Raw genomic sequence first — 16494 nt, forward strand, 5'->3', positions numbered from 1 at the left:
ATCCTTTATCAGTTAAATTCCTGAACTTTCAGAGTAAACGCGTTTCACGCTATAGAACTCTGGCTTTAATAAGCTTTTTGGGACTCAACAGGGTTGCCTGAAACCTCGCCGGTCATTGTAAAAATTTGAATTTAAGAAAAATTGTTCAGGAAACAGCACCTGCTGCCGTTTAGAGTATGTTATGGAAAAGATTCGACCTGTAATAAGGAGGTGAAGTCACTTTCATTTTCGTCATAGAAGCTGCCTTCTGAGGCAAAAATGACTTTTTTCGCAGCTTTGTCAGGCAGGGACAGAGGTTCCGGCAAGAATACCTTTGTCTTAACCGGTCTATTCATGAGAGTTATGTCCAGAGAATCCGTTCGACTTTTTGAGATAAGGTTCCTTAGCTATTTCAGCTACTCCAGCCATAAATATCTTCTGAATCAAACATAATTCCAGATTACAATTATATTTATCTTGTTACTGTTTATGATTCCGAATACAATAAAGTGTTAAATATAACCTTGGATCTAATATTTAATGGGGATTTGGAGATATAGTGGATTTAATCTATTTGGTCAACCTGTTTGATTTTTCATAAGTAAAACGCCTGAAGCCAGGAAAATCTGATAGAAAAAATTCCATTTTCAGGAGAGGTGTATGGAAAAAAAACTTATGAGGATAGGGATTTCCCTTCCTGGGGAGCTTCTGGATAAGTTTGATAAAGCCCTTATGAAGAGAGGATACTCTTCACGTTCTGAAGGCATAAGGGATGCCATCAGAACATATAACCAGCACTATGAATGGATGCAGCAGATTAAAGGTACAAGGACTGCAACCATCTCTATTGTATACGACTGCTCAAAAAAAGGTGTAACAAGTACCCTGGCAGAAATTCAACATGACCATATGGATCTGATAAACTCTTCAGTCCATTTCAATATGGAAGAAAATCTTTGCTTTGAAGTGATAATCCTCGAAGGGGACGGAGAAAAAATAGTGGACCTGGCTGAAAAAATCCTTAGTTTAAAGGGAGTTAAGCACTCCAGATTAACAACCGTGCCTGAAGAGAGAACAAAATGAACAAGGAAAACTGAAATCAACTTATCTTATTGCACAGATGACTTAAAACTTATCTATTGACTGTTTTTATGATAGGGTTTTTTTAATCTTATATAGGCCCGGAATTAAAATATAACTAATATATATCCAATTCATCTGGATATTTTATAACAATAGTTGTTTTAGTTCATTCAGTTCCAATACTTTGCAGTTTCTAAGACGAAAATGAAAGTGACTTTACTTCTTTTTTACGGATTGGGTCTTCTCCATAACTTTTTCTAAATGGCAACTGGTGCTGTTTCTGGAATAATTTTTCTTAAATTCAAATTTTTAGAATGACCGGCGAAGTTTCAGGCAACCTGGTTGATTCCCAAAAAGCTTATTAAAGCCAGAGTTCTAGGGGTATATATGGATCTTGCAAAAATCCAGGTAAGACCAGATCTATTTTTAAAAGTGCTTAAAAAAAAACTATGGGATACCGCAGGAATTTTTCTTTTAAAGAAATGGGAGCGGATAGATAAAGAAAATGTTGGAACTGTTGAAGATATCATGCTTTCGGAAATCCTTAGAATTCAGGCAGAAGGATTTGAACATAAAAGGCAGGGAGAAATAATAAAATATTCAAAGAAATTCAGAAACGTTTTTTATGTAATTAAAAGTCATGATCAGGTAATGGGCTACTGCATATATCACCTGAAACCGGCTTTTTCATTCCGGGGGTTTGAGAAAAAATCTGTAATTTATTCGATTGCAATTGACAGTGAATTCAGAAACAAGGGATTTGGCAGAAAGCTCCTGGAAGAAAGCATCAGGGAGATGAAGCTGAATCGAGTATTATCTGTCCTCCTGTACGTAAACATAAAAAATGTTCCTGCCATAAAATTATACGAGAAAACAGGCTTCTTGATAGTCAAAGAAGTAGAAAACGTATGTGGACAAAAAGAGATATGCTACAAAATGGAACTGAAACTTTTTTGATTTAATCTCTATGAATTTCCACTAAAAAGTGCTTTTCTTATAGCCAATACCTAATAAGGGTATTCTCAGTGAAAATGTATTATACAAAAGCATTTTTATATAATACTAACTTTCAGAATATTGTGTGGCATACCCTCCTTATAGCCACTTTTATGGAAATTCATAACTGAAGGGCACATCTAAATAAAAATCCGGTTTACAGTCAAGTATGCCTTTGATTACAGTCAAATATGCCTTTGATTACAGTCAAGTATGCCTTTGATTACAGTCAAATATGCCTTTGATTACAGTCAAGTATGCCTTTGATTACAGTCAAGTATGCCTTTGATTATAACCTGATATCTGTAGCGGCAAAAGAAAGAGTTTCTTTCAATAACAGCAACGACAAAAATCATTGAGAATTACTAATGGTTTTGCGCTTAAAGGTGATTCTATCGATCCCACACAAATTATCGATCCCATACAAATTTACATGAGATTAGTTTCATATCTTGAGAGTTTTATGAAACTGCTGCGGGATTCCATCGGAGTTTATCTTCTAAAAAAATGGAAACAAACCGAAAAGGAAAATATTGTGCCCGTAGATGAAACCATGCTCCCGGAGATTCTTAGAATTCAGGCAGAGGGATTTGATAGTGAGAACCAGGAAAATCTTATAAGATATTCAAAGAAACTGGGTAAAATATTTTACGTAATTAAAAGCCAGGACAAAATTGCAGGCTACTGCATATACTACCTGAAACCAGAACTTTCGTTCAGAGGGCTAAAAAAGAAATCCGTAATTTACTCAATTGCAATTGACAACAAATTCAAGAAAATGGGATATGGTAGGAAGCTTCTGGAAGAAAGTATAAAGGAAATGAGGTTGAATGGAATATCCTCTGTTCTCCTGTTTGTAAATGTAAACAATACTCCTGCAATAAAACTATATGAAAATATGGATTTTCAAATCATACAAAAAATAGATAATGTATGTGGGAAGGAAGAGACATGCTATACAATGGAGTTAAAACTTGCCTGATTTAATTATTAATTATTTTTAAAATTGACCTCTTCCTGCATGTGTGTCTAATTTCAGAAAAGCGTCACCTGATGAGATATTGTCCTTTTCTTACAGGTTATCATTTATTGTCATTTTTTCAGATACGGCAGCTTAAAGGATATGTTTAAATAAAATTCGAGTTCACAGTTTAATGTGTACTTAATTAACGCCCTTATTTTTGTTGGGGGGCTACTGCTGCTTGTAAAGGGAGCAGACCTTTTTGTAATGTCTTCGTCCTGGATTGCTAAGAGGTTTGGGGTCTCTGAGTTTATAATCGGGCTAACTCTGGTATCGATAGGAACATCTGTGCCCGAGCTTGCCTCTTCTCTGACAGCATCATTCGAACACGCAAGTGGAATAGTTATAGGCAATGTACTCGGGTCAAACATTGCAAATATAGGACTGGTCGTGAGTACCGCTGCCCTTCTGTCCAATGTGAGTACTGAAGAGCTAATGCTTAGAAGAGACGGCTATATAATGTTATTTTCCATCTTTCTTTTTTTGCTATTTGTTCTGAACTTCAGGATTTCAAGGATCGAGGCCTTAATTTTTCTTTTGCTATACATTGTCTATCTTCTGTTCCTGCTTGACAAGGTAAAAAAACACGAAGAAGATATATACTTCAAAGAATTTATGAACTATTTTTTTAAGTTTGAGTATATTTTCGATTTAAAAGCAAGGATTGAAACAGGTATCAGAGGACGAATGGAAGAAAAAATTATTAAGAAAGCCGTAAAAGAGAGCTATGAAGAAACAGAAAGAGAAACTAAAACAGAAGAAATGATTCGGGCAGAAGATAAAACTTGCACTGAGATTCAAGCCAAAAATGAAACTGAGATTCGGGCAGAAGATAAAACTTGCACTGAGATTCAAGCCGAAAATAAAACTGAAATAATAAATGAAACTGAGAATCTTTCTGAAGGCAGCCTTTTAATAGAGTTTCTCAAACTGGTCACAAGCGGATTTGCTATAATAATCGGAGCAAAGTATTTCATAGGGCAGTCAATGTTTTTTGCCCAGATTCTGGAAGTTCCGGATACTCTTATCGGTGTAAGCCTTGTTTCAATCGGGACTTCTCTTCCTGAACTGATGGTAACGGTTTCTGCAGCTCGCAGCGGCTATGCCAGCATAGCTCTTGGAAATGTTATAGGGTCAAATATCACGAATACTCTTTTGATTCTGGGCTGTTCGGGGCTTGTCTACCCCCTCACAGTAACCGAAATCAGTGTCTATTATATAACACCTTTCATGCTGTTCATCAGTCTCCTGCTTCTCCTCTTTATCAGAACAGGCTGGAGAATTAAAAGGTTTGAAGGTTTTATTCTTTTCCTTCTCTACTCCGGATTCATGGTTTTTATCTTCCGCCTTGGATGAGTTACCAGTCTTAATGTTGCCCTTAATGTTGCCAGTCTTAATGTTGCCCTTAATGTTGCCAGTCTTAATGTTGCCCTTAATGTTGCCAGTCTTAATGTTGCCAGTCTTAATGTTGCCAGTCTGAATAAACCAACAAGTAAAAGCAACTGAAATAAAAACTGAAATACTCTATTTTCGGAACTACCGGAATAATATCGACCTATTAGTAAGGATCACTAGGAAATAATATTCGAAAAGATAGTTTTCTTCGTCGAATTCAAGGTTTTTGAATTTCGTAGCCTTCCTTTAAAAGGGCTCTTACTGCATATTCCAGGTCTTTTTCCCTTACTAGGATATAATCAGTATCATACGTTGAAACGGCAAATATGCTGATGCCTTTATCAGCCAGAGTCCTGCTGATTTCTGCAAGGATTCCTGTCAGCTCGAAATCCAGAGGTCCTTCAACTTTCAGGCAATTCCAGCCCCTTTCAACCTGGGTACCTGCAGGAATATTTGAAGGAATACTGCTTTCCTGGCAGACGACGGAAAGTTCTTCAAGAGTTCGCGTAATCGAATAGAAACTGCTCCCACACACCCATGCAGGAATTTCAGAGCCTGTTTCCAGTTTGCAGACTCCAAACCTTCCTTCAAGGATACTTAAAGTGAGTTTATTTTGCTTCATTTCGGGCTCCGAATTCAATATGTAGAAGTATACGATTAACTAAGAAACATCATTGTCAGAAGTATATCATCACTTTATGGGATAATCTGGTTGTCTCCTGCTCCATGGTTGATATTTTTAGTATTGGAGCTTCCAGTAAGACTATTGAATTCTTTTTTATCAACTCAAGTAGGTGGGTTCAAGTGGAGAGCTGAGTGTGAAAAGAAAGAACTCGAGATGCAATTTACGAGCATTTCCGAATGATATCAACCAATTAATCAGGGAGTAGCGGTGGTTATTTTAGCCGAAGGTTATTTATTCAACTGGACAGACCACCGCTTAGATTCCCTGTTGACTCTAATCTTGTCTTCCCTGGAAAGCCAGCCAATAGCCATCAAAGCAATCTGGGAATCAAAGCCATTCGCGCCCAGATGAGTTTTTATCTGGTTCAGGCTACATTCCCCTTCTTCCAGCCTGTGGTATAGCACTCCTGCAGCTTCCCCGATCTTTAGATTCATATACTCAACCATGTTTATCACCGATTTTTATTTTTGATTACAATTTGCTGTTTTTGAGAATTTTGTGTTGGTTAGTGGAATATACATATTATGAAAACTATTAAGGAAATAAACCCAGAAAATTTCATTTTGGAATACACCGTAAGCCCGGAACCAGATTCCATGTCCTCCATAAAGAATATCTGTCCTCTGTTGCAAATAACCCTGGTCATTACTGCCCGTGGTCTTTATACATCCCCCAAAATGAGCAGATTTTCTTGAGATTATGGTACATATGCTTCTTAATCAATATGTTATTGTTGTATATGCTATCTTGAGCAATTATAAAAGCCTTCTTGAAAATGGCCTCTTAAACATAATTAAATATAATAGACTATATATAATTTTGATTAAAATTCCAGAATAATATTCCGCATAAGGAAGACAATGACATCAACGTTATACCAACCTTAAACAAATAATTAGTGGGGTAATCGTTTATTAATCTTTTAACCGGAGCTGGTCTTGATGAACTTGCTGGGTATGAATGTACTTGATGTTTTTTCAAAGATAGATAGCTTTGTCTGGGGGCCTCCACTTTTAATTTTGCTTGTGGGGACAGGTTTTTTCCTGACATGGTGCCTGGGGCTGATCCAGATCTTCAGGCTGCCTCTAGCTCTCAAATATGTCCTGAATTCAAGAAAATATGAAGCCGGAGTTCTGGGGGACGTCTCAAGCTTTGCTGCGCTCAGTACGGCGCTTTCGGCAACGATCGGGACCGGAAACATCGTGGGGGTGGCAACTGCAATCAAGATAGGGGGGCCCGGAGCTCTTTTCTGGATGTTCCTTGCCGCTTTTTTCGGGATGGCTACCATGTATTCCGAAGCCCTGCTGGCAGTCAAATACAGGACAGTTGACGCAAACGGGCAGATGTCCGGGGGTCCCATGTACTACATTAAAAACGGACTGAGCCATAAAAAGTATAGTAAAATTCTTGCCCCTCTTTTTGCTATCTTCGGGGTAAATGTGGCACTTTTCGGGATAGGGACTTTTCCCCAGGTAAACGCAATTGTGGACTCGGTTCGGATTGCTTTTAATATCCCTGAAATCCTGACTGCAGCCGTGCTGAGCCTGCTTGTGGCTTTTGTGACACTTGGCGGGATCAGGAGGATTGCGGCTGTCGCCCAGTTCATGGTGCCTTTTATGGCAGTGGCTTATGTGCTGGGTTGCCTTGTGATTATCGGGCTGAACCTTGACAAAATTCCCGCAACATTTTCTCTGATTCTCAGTTCTGCATTTACCGATACCGCAGCAAAAGGTGGCTTTCTTGGAGCCGGGATGATGCTTGCAATCCGGATGGGAATTGCCCGGGGGATCTTTTCAAACGAAGCGGGACTCGGAAGTACACCCATAGCAGCCGCAGCCGCAAGGGTCAAAGAGCCGGCAAAACAGGGCTTGATCTCCATGACAGGGACCTTTTTCGATACAATCGTAGTTTGCTTCATGACCGGAACTGTGCTGATCATGACGGATTCCTGGACAGGGGACCTTGCCGGAGCCTACATGACCAGCTACGCTTTTTCCACCGTGCTCTCAGACCTCGGGAGCTACATCGTGACCGTGGGCCTGATCTTCTTTGCCTTTACAACCATCATAGGCTGGAACTATTACGGGGAACGCTGCACGGAATTCCTCTTCGGGGTCAGGGGAATTCTTCCATATAAGGTCCTTTACATTTTCATTGTTGCCTCCGGAGCCTTCCTGACCCTTGACGTTATCTGGATTCTGGCAGATATAGTAAACGGGCTGATGGCTATCCCGAACCTGATAGCCCTCCTTGCGTTGAGAAAGGTTGTTGTAGCTGAGACCAGAAAATATTTTGAGAATTGGGGGGTCGAAGACTAAAATCAAGCCATTTAAACCGGAAACCCGAAACCTGGCTTGAATAAAAATCCGGATGAGGAATGAAGAATAAAATCTGAGATATGAAAAACAAAACCTGGGGAATGAGAAATAAAACCTAAGAAATAAAAAATAAAACCTGAGGAATAAAGAATGATATCTGAGGAATGAAAAATACAACCTGATAAAGGTTGCAAATAAAGTGTAACGGTTATAAGCAACTCCAATAGATTGTTACCTATAAAATTCATATCCAGAAAAGGATTGTTGCCCATGAAGTCCACCCATCAAGAACTAAAAATCCGGGCTGTGAAGAAGAAATGTATAAAAACAGATACATCTCCTACAGCTGCCTTCTGTTTTCTTGCAGCTATACTGATGATAACCACCCTCCTGACTCCTACAGCTTCTGCGGTTGTGGTCTCCGGAAACACCCATCTTGAGGTGTATGTTTCGGAAATAACCCCCAACCCTGCCAGGCCCGGAGAAGATCTGCTCATAAAAATCAACATAGAAAATACCGGAAACGACCCTGCTGAAAATGTGATAATAGGAATTGAGGAACTAGATCCCTTTATTTTCACTTACAGCACCTCAGAGGTCTACGGTTCCGGGACGAACACCGAGCGCGTCTTTCAAATTGAACAGATAAGGCAGCGCGCAAAAGTAGAGCTTAACTTCCACTTCAGGGTGGACGAAAGGGCGACTTCGGGAGTCCGCCAGCTTGAGTTTACCATAGTAGACGGGGACGGGGTGAGCTTTTCGAAAAGGATTCCGATAAGAGTGGAAGGAAACCCTGACATTGTGCTCACGGGGACTGTAATCACTCCGACAAACAAAGAGAACTCTTCGGTTGATGCCCTGGTCCCGGGACAGGCCTTTTACCTCCGGACTACGGTTAAGAATGCAGGGAACGGAAATGCAAAAAATGTCAGGGTTATCTTGGACTTAAACAGTTCTTCTCCCCTTATCCCCCTCGAAGACAATGTCCGTTTCTTTGAGGGCCTTAAAGCCGGAAGCTCTAAGAACCTGTCGTTTAAACTCCTTTTAGGCAGTAACGCAGAGGTGCAGCCCTACAAGATCCCCCTAAGGATCACAGCTTCAAACGAAGCCGAGGATTTCCAGATCAACAAGGCCCAGGAAATAGGGGTCAATGTGCTGAACCAGGCGAATATTAACATTGCAAGCCTGAAATTCGATCCCCAGATGCCTGTTAAAGGGCAGCAGGTCTCCATGATCCTGCGGCTTGAAAATGTAGGGGAAGGAGAAGCCCGTTTCGTGAAAGCCAACCTTGAAGGGCTTGAAGGCTCGGGAAGCACGGAAGCCTTCCTGGGACGCCTGAAAAAAGACGATGATGCCCCGGCAGTCTTTATCTTCATTCCGGATAAAGCAGGATACCAGGAAGTAACTCTGCTTGTAGAATACGAGGATGATTTCGGGGAGCACCAGCTTAGCGAGGACCTGACCTTCAATGTGGACCGACAGAAGGGGAGCATTATCCCCATTATACTGGGAGCAGTCCTGATTCTTGCAGCCACAGTCTTCTACATGAAAAAGAAAGGAAAGCTCTAAAGAACACATTAAAAATAAAGTTAGAAGCAGAATAAACCAAGCAGGACACCTGATTATGCTTGAAAAAGCGAAAGTTTCCTTCTTCCTTGCCGGCCGAACCATAACAAGAGGCAATAAGGGGATCACAATCTTTACGGTCATTGTGCTGACCCTTATCTTCGTGCAGCTTGTGCTCTTTTCGAGCATGTTAGCCGGGGTCACGCTCAAGTTTAACGAGCTTATGGTGGACTTTCAGACCGGAAACGTCGTGGTCGAACCCAGGGAAGAGGAACGCTATATAGAGGACGCATCAGCTCTCCAGAAGAAGATCGAAAGCCTTCCCCAGGTGGTCGGGACTTCAGCTCGCCTGAAGACCTCGGGGAACTTCCACTACAAGGAAAAGGAAATGGGAGTCACGGTTTACGGGATTGATCCTGAGAATGAAAACTTTGTAACAGACCTCGAAGATGCCGTCATAAGCGGGGAATTCCTGAGCGGGCCCGACCGTGGGGAGGTAATCCTGGGCAGGGAAGTTTCGGGCGGCTTTGGAGCCCTGATGGAATCAAGGTCTTTGGGTGGCGTAGAAGTGGGAGATACGGTGGAAATCACAATCAACGGCAAAACCCGGGAGTTCAGAGTTAAGGGGATCTACACAACCCGCTACTTCATGGTCGATGCCGGGGCCTACATCAGCAGGGCGGACCTGGAAGAAATGCTCGGCGTACAGAATAGAGACTTTGCCCAGGAAATAGCTGTTAAGACAACAGAAGGCACGGATGAGTATGAGACCCGGACGGCTCTCCTCTCTCTGGGTATCAGGGAAAACATTCGCACCTGGCGCGAATTCGCAGGGATTCTCCGCCTGATCGAAAGCACCCTTGGGATGATTCGGGACATAATGAACGTGATCGGTCTCCTGATAGCTTTCGTGATCATCTTTGTAGTTATCTATGTAAACATCGTTAACAAAAAGAGGCAAATTGGAGTCCAGAAAGCCATAGGGATAGAGCAGAACGTAATCATAGCTTCCTTTGTGCTCCAAGCCATGTTCTACGCGGGAATTGGCGTCATCCTCGGATTCATTTTCATGCGTTTTGGGCTCGCCCCCTACACCGCAGCACACCCGGTGGACATACCTCTCGGCAGCATGAGCCTGAAGTTGGACGATGCCGAAGCCATAAACCGTGCAGTCCTCCTCTTCCTTGCCTCAATCATTGGCTCCGTTATCCCTGCCTACACACTGACGCAAAAAGACCTCCTGGAATTGATCTGGGGCAAATGAGAAAGAGGTTAAGAGAGGTTAAGGCATGGATAAAATGGAAAAAGAAATGGAAAAAGAAATGGAAAAAGAAATGGAAAAAGAAATAGAAGATGAGCCTGGAAAGGAAAACATTGAGACTGGAACTGAAAACATGCCCGATCGAAAAAAAGAAGCTGGAATTGAAATTGCAGTGAAAACACCCAATGAAAAAAACGTAGACATTATCATCGAAGGCATTGATATTGTCCGAACCTTCCTGATGGGTGAAGTGGAAGTACGGGTGCTCCGCGGTATTTCCTTAAAAATCCAGCGCGGAGAATTTGTTGCTATTATGGGTCCAAGCGGTTCCGGAAAGACCACCCTCTTAAATCAGCTCGGTCTCCTCGATACCCCCAACTCCGGGAAAGTCATCATCAACGGTGCCGATACCTCTCTGATGTTCGACAGGGAAAAAGGCAGATTTCGTCTCCACAACCTGGGCTACGTTTTTCAGGACTATGCCCTTCTGCCCGAACTCACCGCCTCTGAAAACGTTTTCATCTCCCTTATGATGCAGGGCAAAAGCAAAGCAGAATACGAATCAGCATCTGCCAAAATCCTGGAGGCCGTAGGCCTTGGCGACCGCCTTTCCCAGCTTCCCTCCAAAATGAGCGGCGGCCAGCAGCAACGAGTCTCCATCGCCAGGGCGCTTGCCCACAACCCTGTCATCCTCTTCGCCGACGAACCCTGCGCCAACCTGGATTCTAAAAACTCCAAGGAAGTTCTAGACCTTTTCAAGAAATTTAACACCGAATTGGGGCAGACAATCGTAATGGTTACGCATGAAGACTGGCACGCGGAATATACTGACAGGGTGATCAGGTTAAAGGACGGGATGTTAGAGCAATAAAAAACGGGAAGAACGAGAACAAAAAAGTATTCTACTTAAAAAGTGCTTTTTTTTCAGGGCTGCCAGGCAAGCTGGTGGAGGCGTTTTATAATGCAGGGATTCAAAACCGATCTCCGGGTTAAGGGGTGTATTTCTTAGACTCTACGGCGCAGAAATAATACCAAACTTTGGCATATTTTTACAACTTATGCAGTGCAAAGTTACAAGAAACGCCTTGCTGAGATACAATCTAATTTGAAAAAATGAAAATTCATAACTAACATCGAAATCTGTATAAAATTTTAAATTGTATCTACAATTTTGATAGTATCCACTTATCTCAGAGAATTATCTCCTTGATTTTAAGCCAAAATGAGTTTGATAAATAACATCAATACAAAAAAACATTATTATAAATACTACGAAATCTCACTCATTCTTGTTACAATCAAGCTATTGATCTTGTCAAAATTAGCGAAAATATACTGTTTGACCCCATTTGTGTCAAAGTAATGTGTTTTTAATAACTTCAAGACCTGCTCTCTCCTGTACTTGGTTTCGTATCCGAAAGTCTCTGCAAAATTCCAGCCGGATTTCCGGATTTGGGATTTTAGAATCCCGATTTCAGTTGCATGTTTTGTTTTTGACTTGTTTCCTGAGAGTTTGAATTATCCATTGAGCAGGTTTTGTGACAGGTTCCACAGAGCGTTATCAGGTTTTCCGGTACCTGTTCCCTGGTTTGATCTGAAAACGATATGATGGCAATGCAGCCAGGAATCCTTTGATTTTCCCTGCAGTGCTGGCAGGTGTAGCTATCCCTGTCCAGAACGTAAGCTTTGACATTGTAGAACCCTTTAAGGTCCCCTTCCTGGTATCCTTTTCCGGAAACCTCTGGATCTATTATTTTGTGAATATCAAAGGAAGCAAGTTCTACCTTTCATGCCGTTACAGGAAGCAGGGATTCCACAAACCTCTTTTCCCAGAAATGAGCTTCAAGTTTGCTTCGGATAGAAGGAGCTAATCTTCCTTCTTTCTTTGAATTTCCCCGGTTATCAAATCTTGCAGATCTATATCTTGTTTTTTTACATCTTCTGGTTCTCCTGTACATCTTCCGTTGTTGCATCTTTTTTGAAACGTTTTCTCTCAGGTAAATTTCGGACTGATACAACACTTTTCCGTTAGCAATGGCTGCACAGCTCACTACCTTAGAGCCGGTATCCATCCCTGCAGTCACAGGTTGAGTATACCCACTGCTTCCGAAAAATAACTTAATTGTGAATGGCGTATTTCGGACCACTTTTGCCTTGCCTGCTTGCAGTAAATTTCTGGCTTTTGAAGGTTTACAGGGCATTAGTGGTTTTTTGTTTTGATTGATTACGAAAACTAACATATAGTCTTCATCCGAAGAGTTATGCGTATCCAAATTGTGGACTCCAACTTCGTGAAGTTGGAGTATTACAGCGTAGTTGGAAGGACTCCAACTTCGTGAAGTTGGAGTATTACAGCGTAGTTGGAAGGACTTCAACTTCGTGAAGTTGGAACAAGTCAATTCCGGAATTCGTCCTCCTCTTGATCTGATATGGAAAGGTTTAACGATGCAAGCACTGTCCCTACCTCTCAGGACTGTTTAACCGGCATCCTTAGAGCCTTAAACTGAAGCGACATTCAAGGTAATTATTTTTTTCCTATCGTTTACCGATCTTCCAAAGCTCCTTATCGGTGATCTGGTCAACCAGGGCTTGTTAAACATGCCCCTGAGTCTTTAGCTCAGGGGTAGTTGACTTCCTCATTTCTGCAAACACTTTTTCAGCTTTTTCTCTGACCTCTGCAAAAATATCTTCCCCTTTTGTATTGATTCCTACAATGAGAGGTCCGAATTTCTCAACCTTTAGCACCCAGACAGCTTCAGGCATACCAAGGTCAAGCCAGTGGACGGTTTTCACCTCTTTTATCAGTTCTGCGGCAAGGGCGGCGCATCCTCCAGTGTATGCAAGGTAGACACACCTGTTTTTCAGTGCGCCTGCGACTCCTTTCATTCCACCTTTTCCGATAATTGCCCGGACTTCATGAGCTTTCAGGAGAGGAGGAGTCATTTTTGACATCCTGCCGCTGGTTGTGGGGCCTGCGGAGACGACTTTCCATTCTTCCTTTTCGCCTTTTCCTGTTTTTTGCATAAGGGGGCCGCAGTGATAGATAACTGCCCCTTCAAGGGAGAAAGGAAGTTCTTCTCCTTTTTCTTTCATTTCCAGAATTCTGGCGTGGGCTTCGTCCCGGGCTGTCAGGATCTCTCCGGAGATAAAAACAATGTCTCCAGCATTGAGTTTCTCTATATCTTCGATCTTCAACGGGGTCTGTAAATGATACTCCATTATTCTTCCCCTCCGAACACGACTGAAGCATGCCTGTTCGCCCAGCACTGGATGTTTACGGCAACAGGAAGGGAGGCCGTATGGCAGTTTGCGGTTTTCACATGCACGGCAAGGGCGGTTGTGCTGCCTCCAAGGCCCATACAGCCGATCCCGAGGGTGTTTACTGCATCAAGGATTTCCTTTTCAAACTCGTTCATGAGAGTGTCGAGGGGTTCAAGCAGGGCTTCTTTTGCAAGCCTGGCGGCTTTGTCAAAGGAACCTCCGATCCCTACACCAAGAGTCAGGGGAGGACAGGGCATTCCACCTGCATTAATCACCGTTTTGAGCACGAAGTTTTTGATACTGCCTGCTTCGGTCGGGTTCAGCATCCTGAGAGCGCTCATATTCTCTGAACCCGCACCTTTCGGAGCGACCGTGATCTTGAGCTCTTTTCCGGGCACAAGTTTCCAGTTAATATCAGGGATTCCTGCGCCGGTATTATCCCCGCTGTTTTTTCGGGTCAGGGGGTCCACAGCATTCGGGCGGAGTGGGATTTCTCGGGTTGCGAGGACAGCAGCTTCCCGGATTGCGGCTTCAAGGTCAAAGCCTGGCTGAAACTCTGTTCCAAGTTCGACAAAAAAGATCAGGATACCTGTGTCCTGGCATATGGGAACTCCATGATTTTTTGCAAGCTCGATATTCTTCAGGATTGCCTGAAGCTGGGACTTTGCAACCTGGCTTTCTTCCCGAGCTTCGGCTTTCTTCAGAGCGTCAACCACATCAGCGGGAAGATCGATTTCTGCTTTTCTGAGAAGGTCTGCAATAGACCTTATAAAAGTTTCACGGTTAATTTTTGAAGACAAAAGACCACCAAAATTGCTAAAATGGATTGATGATAGTTAGAAGATGAACGTAAGATTAGTCGATAATAAACGCAGGAGAGGGGTTTTAATTCCGAACGCCTGGCGAATAGATCTCGGACTTTCTGAGAATTGGGCTCTTTTATTAAATAATTTCGTATCCTCCGCATATGCCAGGACATTTTATTTCAGACCATGTTTCATTTTTGTTTTGGCGTATCTGTAGCAGGAGGCTTTATGAGAATACGGTTTTCAGGATATGCTATCCTGCTCTGTTTGCAGATAAAGGACTCTTCCAGGTCGGCTGCCATCTGCTGCGCAAGCCCTGCAGGGATGCCCATAATTATCAAATCGGATGGAAGCCAGGGGTTCCCTGTCGGATCTACAGACCCGACATAAGCTGAGCCTTCTGGAGCATTTTCGGCCATACCTGCCGGAAAAGCAATCATTGTGGAACAGACCGGTCCTCCGGGTATTATCGTCCTGAAGAAAGGATCAGAGTTGCTGAATTGAGCCAGCCCGCAAAGATTTTGGATCTGTTCAGCGCCCGCGAACAGGATAAAGGCTCTGACAGCTTCAGATGGAACTTCATCGTTACATGGGACAATAACTGTGTATTTTCCGTGAGAAGTAATTTTCCCTGCACGTTCTTTCTGCTCATCGAACAGTTCAGGAGTTGCTTTCAGATGTTCTGCAGCACCCCCACGGAAGTCCAGTGTGCCTTTTCAAGAGGGCGGCAGTATAGACTGTTTTTGCTACACAGCGGTCTACCGTGTAAGATGGAACTGCTCCTTCTGGAAGCACATTCGTGCCATAGACACAGAGAGGGCGCAGTTTTAGCCTGCCGGCTTCGGAAAGCTTTTCCCCCATGTCTTCAACGCTTAACATCGCAGCTTTCCCCATTGTATCACTTTTCCCGGTACCAAGCCTGAAAATCTTATTCTTTAATCCAGCCTTTTTCGATCCAGTAATTGCAGTTGTGCGTCCAGTTGTCTTTATTGGCAAGGATAACATACTTGAAATGGTCTCTCCATGCCTGATGTACAGCTTCCTGTTCTGAATATTTTCTCTTATCTTTTATCGCTTCAACAAGGTCTTTTCCCATTTCACGCGATTTTTCAAGGGCTTCTTCCATTGCTTCGGGACCCCGTGCTACTGAACATCCCACTCCTCCGATGACATTGCCTCCGCAGTGTATCATAAAATTATCCATAATGCGAAGGACAAAATCGAGCTCATCACTGCCTGCAGTTGTTAAGGAAAGGCTGTATTTCCCTTCAAAGAGCTGTTCATGAATAACAAGTGGACTTCTGTCGAACAGGGTCTTGAGCTGGGCTGTTACATTTGTTATGTAATTGGGACTGCTAAAGATTATGCCGTCTGCATCCAGCAGCTTCTCCAGCACACCATTATAGTCGTCTTTTATTGAGCATACGCCTGTTTCCTGGCAGGTATTACATGCTGTGCAGTATTTGATCTTTAATTTTGCAACATCAATAGACTCAACTTCGGCTCCTGCTTTTGCGGCTCCTTCCAGGGCTGCATCCAGCAGTTTTAAGGTATTACTGTTTTTGCCTCTTGGGCTTGATGATATTCCGACTACCTTCATGGTTTCCCTCGCTTTATTTTTACGGAATTTTTACAAAAATAACAGTATTGTATTCAATTAAAACTTTATTGTACTCTCGGTCGGGGAAATTACGAAGATACAGAAGTAGAATAATAGGTAAACTTTGAATAATGGGGAGTCTTTTAAATGGACTACCAAAATCTTCATGAAAATTTTATATTTTAAGCGGGTAGATTTCTTTGGTATTTATAAAAGGGTATAAAACGTTTTGTTCTCAGGAGGCAGAAGACCACATTTAATAGAGGGAGTCACGGCATTCTTTCAAAATCCTTATTATAAAATGATAAATAAAATTAAAAAATTATATATTCTACGCTCTCTTGGGGGTATGGTGACACACAGCACGGTCATTGCGCAGGAATACGGTATTTCTTCCGTTGTCAGCATAGAAAATGTCACCAGAATATTAAAAGAAGGCCAGTATGTACGTGTTGATGGTACCAGGGCTTTGTACAGGTTCTGGAGTGAGATGTTTACTGTGTAAAAGTGGGCGGCCTGAAAA

Annotated in this window: 18 protein-coding genes; 9 read left to right on the plus strand and 9 right to left on the minus strand. The window is 42.5% G+C overall.

The window, feature by feature from the left end; translation table 11 throughout:
• The first annotated feature begins 639 nt into the window (after nucleotides 1–639).
• The 4 genes from nikR (at nucleotide 640) to MSWHS_RS16705 (ending at nucleotide 4435) form a co-directional block, all read left to right on the plus strand.
• The gene (gene nikR / locus MSWHS_RS16690) at nucleotides 640–1062 is read left to right on the plus strand and encodes a nickel-responsive transcriptional regulator NikR (RefSeq protein ID WP_048128313.1); all 423 of its coding nucleotides are present in this window, start codon (nucleotides 640–642) and stop codon (nucleotides 1060–1062) included.
• Nucleotides 1063–1449: 387 nt separating this feature from the next.
• Nucleotides 1450–2019: an N-acetyltransferase gene (locus MSWHS_RS16695; RefSeq protein ID WP_082088104.1), complete on the plus strand. Its 570-nt coding sequence runs from the start codon at nucleotides 1450–1452 to the stop codon at nucleotides 2017–2019.
• A gap of 394 nt (nucleotides 2020–2413) precedes the next feature.
• Nucleotides 2414–3040, plus strand: a complete 627-nt coding sequence (locus MSWHS_RS16700; RefSeq protein WP_369798953.1) for a GNAT family N-acetyltransferase — start codon at nucleotides 2414–2416, stop codon at nucleotides 3038–3040.
• A gap of 174 nt (nucleotides 3041–3214) precedes the next feature.
• Nucleotides 3215–4435 (plus strand): calcium/sodium antiporter, encoded by a 1221-nt coding sequence (locus MSWHS_RS16705; protein ID WP_048159449.1) that lies wholly within the window; start codon nucleotides 3215–3217, stop codon nucleotides 4433–4435.
• A 256-nt stretch (nucleotides 4436–4691) separates the two neighbouring features.
• Here MSWHS_RS16705 and MSWHS_RS16710 read toward each other — a convergent pair whose 3' ends face one another.
• Nucleotides 4692–5096, minus strand: a complete 405-nt coding sequence (locus MSWHS_RS16710) for an ACT domain-containing protein (RefSeq protein ID WP_048128309.1) — start codon at nucleotides 5094–5096, stop codon at nucleotides 4692–4694.
• 290 nt (nucleotides 5097–5386) lie between these two features.
• The gene (locus MSWHS_RS16715) at nucleotides 5387–5605 is read right to left on the minus strand and encodes a winged helix-turn-helix domain-containing protein (protein WP_052722764.1); all 219 of its coding nucleotides are present in this window, start codon (nucleotides 5603–5605) and stop codon (nucleotides 5387–5389) included.
• A 495-nt stretch (nucleotides 5606–6100) separates the two neighbouring features.
• Between MSWHS_RS16715 and MSWHS_RS16720 the strand changes: the two genes are divergently transcribed.
• From MSWHS_RS16720 to MSWHS_RS16735, 4 genes are all read left to right on the plus strand, one after another.
• A complete protein-coding gene (locus MSWHS_RS16720; protein WP_048128307.1) occupies nucleotides 6101–7477 on the plus strand; it encodes a sodium:alanine symporter family protein in 1377 nt (458 codons plus the stop codon).
• A gap of 270 nt (nucleotides 7478–7747) precedes the next feature.
• Nucleotides 7748–9046, plus strand: coding sequence for a COG1361 S-layer family protein (locus MSWHS_RS16725; protein WP_231585497.1), 1299 nt, complete (start codon nucleotides 7748–7750; stop codon nucleotides 9044–9046).
• Between the two features lie 55 nt (nucleotides 9047–9101).
• Complete coding sequence (locus MSWHS_RS16730; RefSeq protein WP_048128305.1) at nucleotides 9102–10307, plus strand: ABC transporter permease; 1206 nt, start codon at nucleotides 9102–9104, stop codon at nucleotides 10305–10307.
• Nucleotides 10308–10332: 25 nt separating this feature from the next.
• The gene (locus MSWHS_RS16735; protein ID WP_369798954.1) at nucleotides 10333–11175 is read left to right on the plus strand and encodes an ABC transporter ATP-binding protein; all 843 of its coding nucleotides are present in this window, start codon (nucleotides 10333–10335) and stop codon (nucleotides 11173–11175) included.
• 690 nt (nucleotides 11176–11865) lie between these two features.
• On the opposite strand, the gene MSWHS_RS22110 is transcribed toward MSWHS_RS16735, so the two are convergent.
• The 7 genes from MSWHS_RS22110 to MSWHS_RS16760 form a co-directional block, all read right to left on the minus strand.
• Nucleotides 11866–11997, minus strand: a complete 132-nt coding sequence (locus tag MSWHS_RS22110) for a hypothetical protein (RefSeq protein ID WP_255350461.1) — start codon at nucleotides 11995–11997, stop codon at nucleotides 11866–11868.
• A 94-nt stretch (nucleotides 11998–12091) separates the two neighbouring features.
• On the minus strand, nucleotides 12092–12577 hold the full coding sequence (iscB, locus tag MSWHS_RS21810; protein ID WP_231585498.1) for an RNA-guided endonuclease IscB: 486 nt from the start codon (nucleotides 12575–12577) through the stop codon (nucleotides 12092–12094).
• A gap of 319 nt (nucleotides 12578–12896) precedes the next feature.
• Complete coding sequence (locus MSWHS_RS16745) at nucleotides 12897–13523, minus strand: FumA C-terminus/TtdB family hydratase beta subunit (protein WP_048128303.1); 627 nt, start codon at nucleotides 13521–13523, stop codon at nucleotides 12897–12899.
• Nucleotides 13523–14365, minus strand: coding sequence for a fumarate hydratase (locus MSWHS_RS16750; RefSeq protein WP_048128301.1), 843 nt, complete (start codon nucleotides 14363–14365; stop codon nucleotides 13523–13525). The genes MSWHS_RS16745 and MSWHS_RS16750 overlap by 1 nt, the downstream gene beginning before the upstream one ends.
• Nucleotides 14366–14562: 197 nt before the next feature.
• A complete protein-coding gene (locus MSWHS_RS16755) occupies nucleotides 14563–15078 on the minus strand; it encodes a DUF169 domain-containing protein (RefSeq protein WP_369798995.1) in 516 nt (171 codons plus the stop codon).
• Nucleotides 15032–15250: a hypothetical protein gene (locus tag MSWHS_RS21815; protein WP_231585499.1), complete on the minus strand. Its 219-nt coding sequence runs from the start codon at nucleotides 15248–15250 to the stop codon at nucleotides 15032–15034. The genes MSWHS_RS16755 and MSWHS_RS21815 overlap by 47 nt, the downstream gene beginning before the upstream one ends.
• 49 nt (nucleotides 15251–15299) lie before the next feature.
• The gene (locus MSWHS_RS16760; protein ID WP_048128300.1) at nucleotides 15300–15971 is read right to left on the minus strand and encodes a flavodoxin family protein; all 672 of its coding nucleotides are present in this window, start codon (nucleotides 15969–15971) and stop codon (nucleotides 15300–15302) included.
• A gap of 349 nt (nucleotides 15972–16320) precedes the next feature.
• Here MSWHS_RS16760 and MSWHS_RS21095 point away from each other — a divergent pair, with 349 nt between their 5' ends.
• Nucleotides 16321–16476 carry a PEP-utilizing enzyme gene (locus MSWHS_RS21095; protein WP_197073969.1) on the plus strand — a complete coding sequence of 52 codons (156 nt, stop codon included), beginning with the start codon at nucleotides 16321–16323 and terminating at the stop codon, nucleotides 16474–16476.
• Nucleotides 16477–16494: the final 18 nt, after the last annotated feature.

The organism is Methanosarcina sp. WWM596 (assembly GCF_000969965.1).
Classification (GTDB): domain Archaea; phylum Halobacteriota; class Methanosarcinia; order Methanosarcinales; family Methanosarcinaceae; genus Methanosarcina.

Coding starts and splice junctions, on each gene's coding strand:
- MSWHS_RS21095 (WP_197073969.1), top strand. CDS start 16,321: ATGGTGACACACAGCACGGTCATTGCGCAGGAATACGGTATTTCTTCC.
- MSWHS_RS16695 (WP_082088104.1), top strand. CDS start 1,450: ATGGATCTTGCAAAAATCCAGGTAAGACCAGATCTATTTTTAAAAGTG.
- nikR (WP_048128313.1), top strand. CDS start 640: ATGGAAAAAAAACTTATGAGGATAGGGATTTCCCTTCCTGGGGAGCTT.
- MSWHS_RS16720 (WP_048128307.1), top strand. CDS start 6,101: ATGAACTTGCTGGGTATGAATGTACTTGATGTTTTTTCAAAGATAGAT.
- MSWHS_RS22110 (WP_255350461.1), bottom strand. CDS start 11,997: ATGTCAAAGCTTACGTTCTGGACAGGGATAGCTACACCTGCCAGCACT.
- MSWHS_RS16745 (WP_048128303.1), bottom strand. CDS start 13,523: ATGGAGTATCATTTACAGACCCCGTTGAAGATCGAAGATATAGAGAAA.
- MSWHS_RS16710 (WP_048128309.1), bottom strand. CDS start 5,096: ATGAAGCAAAATAAACTCACTTTAAGTATCCTTGAAGGAAGGTTTGGA.
- MSWHS_RS16760 (WP_048128300.1), bottom strand. CDS start 15,971: ATGAAGGTAGTCGGAATATCATCAAGCCCAAGAGGCAAAAACAGTAAT.
- MSWHS_RS21815 (WP_231585499.1), bottom strand. CDS start 15,250: ATGTTAAGCGTTGAAGACATGGGGGAAAAGCTTTCCGAAGCCGGCAGG.
- MSWHS_RS16730 (WP_048128305.1), top strand. CDS start 9,102: ATGCTTGAAAAAGCGAAAGTTTCCTTCTTCCTTGCCGGCCGAACCATA.
- MSWHS_RS16715 (WP_052722764.1), bottom strand. CDS start 5,605: ATGGTTGAGTATATGAATCTAAAGATCGGGGAAGCTGCAGGAGTGCTA.
- MSWHS_RS16735 (WP_369798954.1), top strand. CDS start 10,333: ATGGATAAAATGGAAAAAGAAATGGAAAAAGAAATGGAAAAAGAAATG.
- MSWHS_RS16725 (WP_231585497.1), top strand. CDS start 7,748: ATGAAGTCCACCCATCAAGAACTAAAAATCCGGGCTGTGAAGAAGAAA.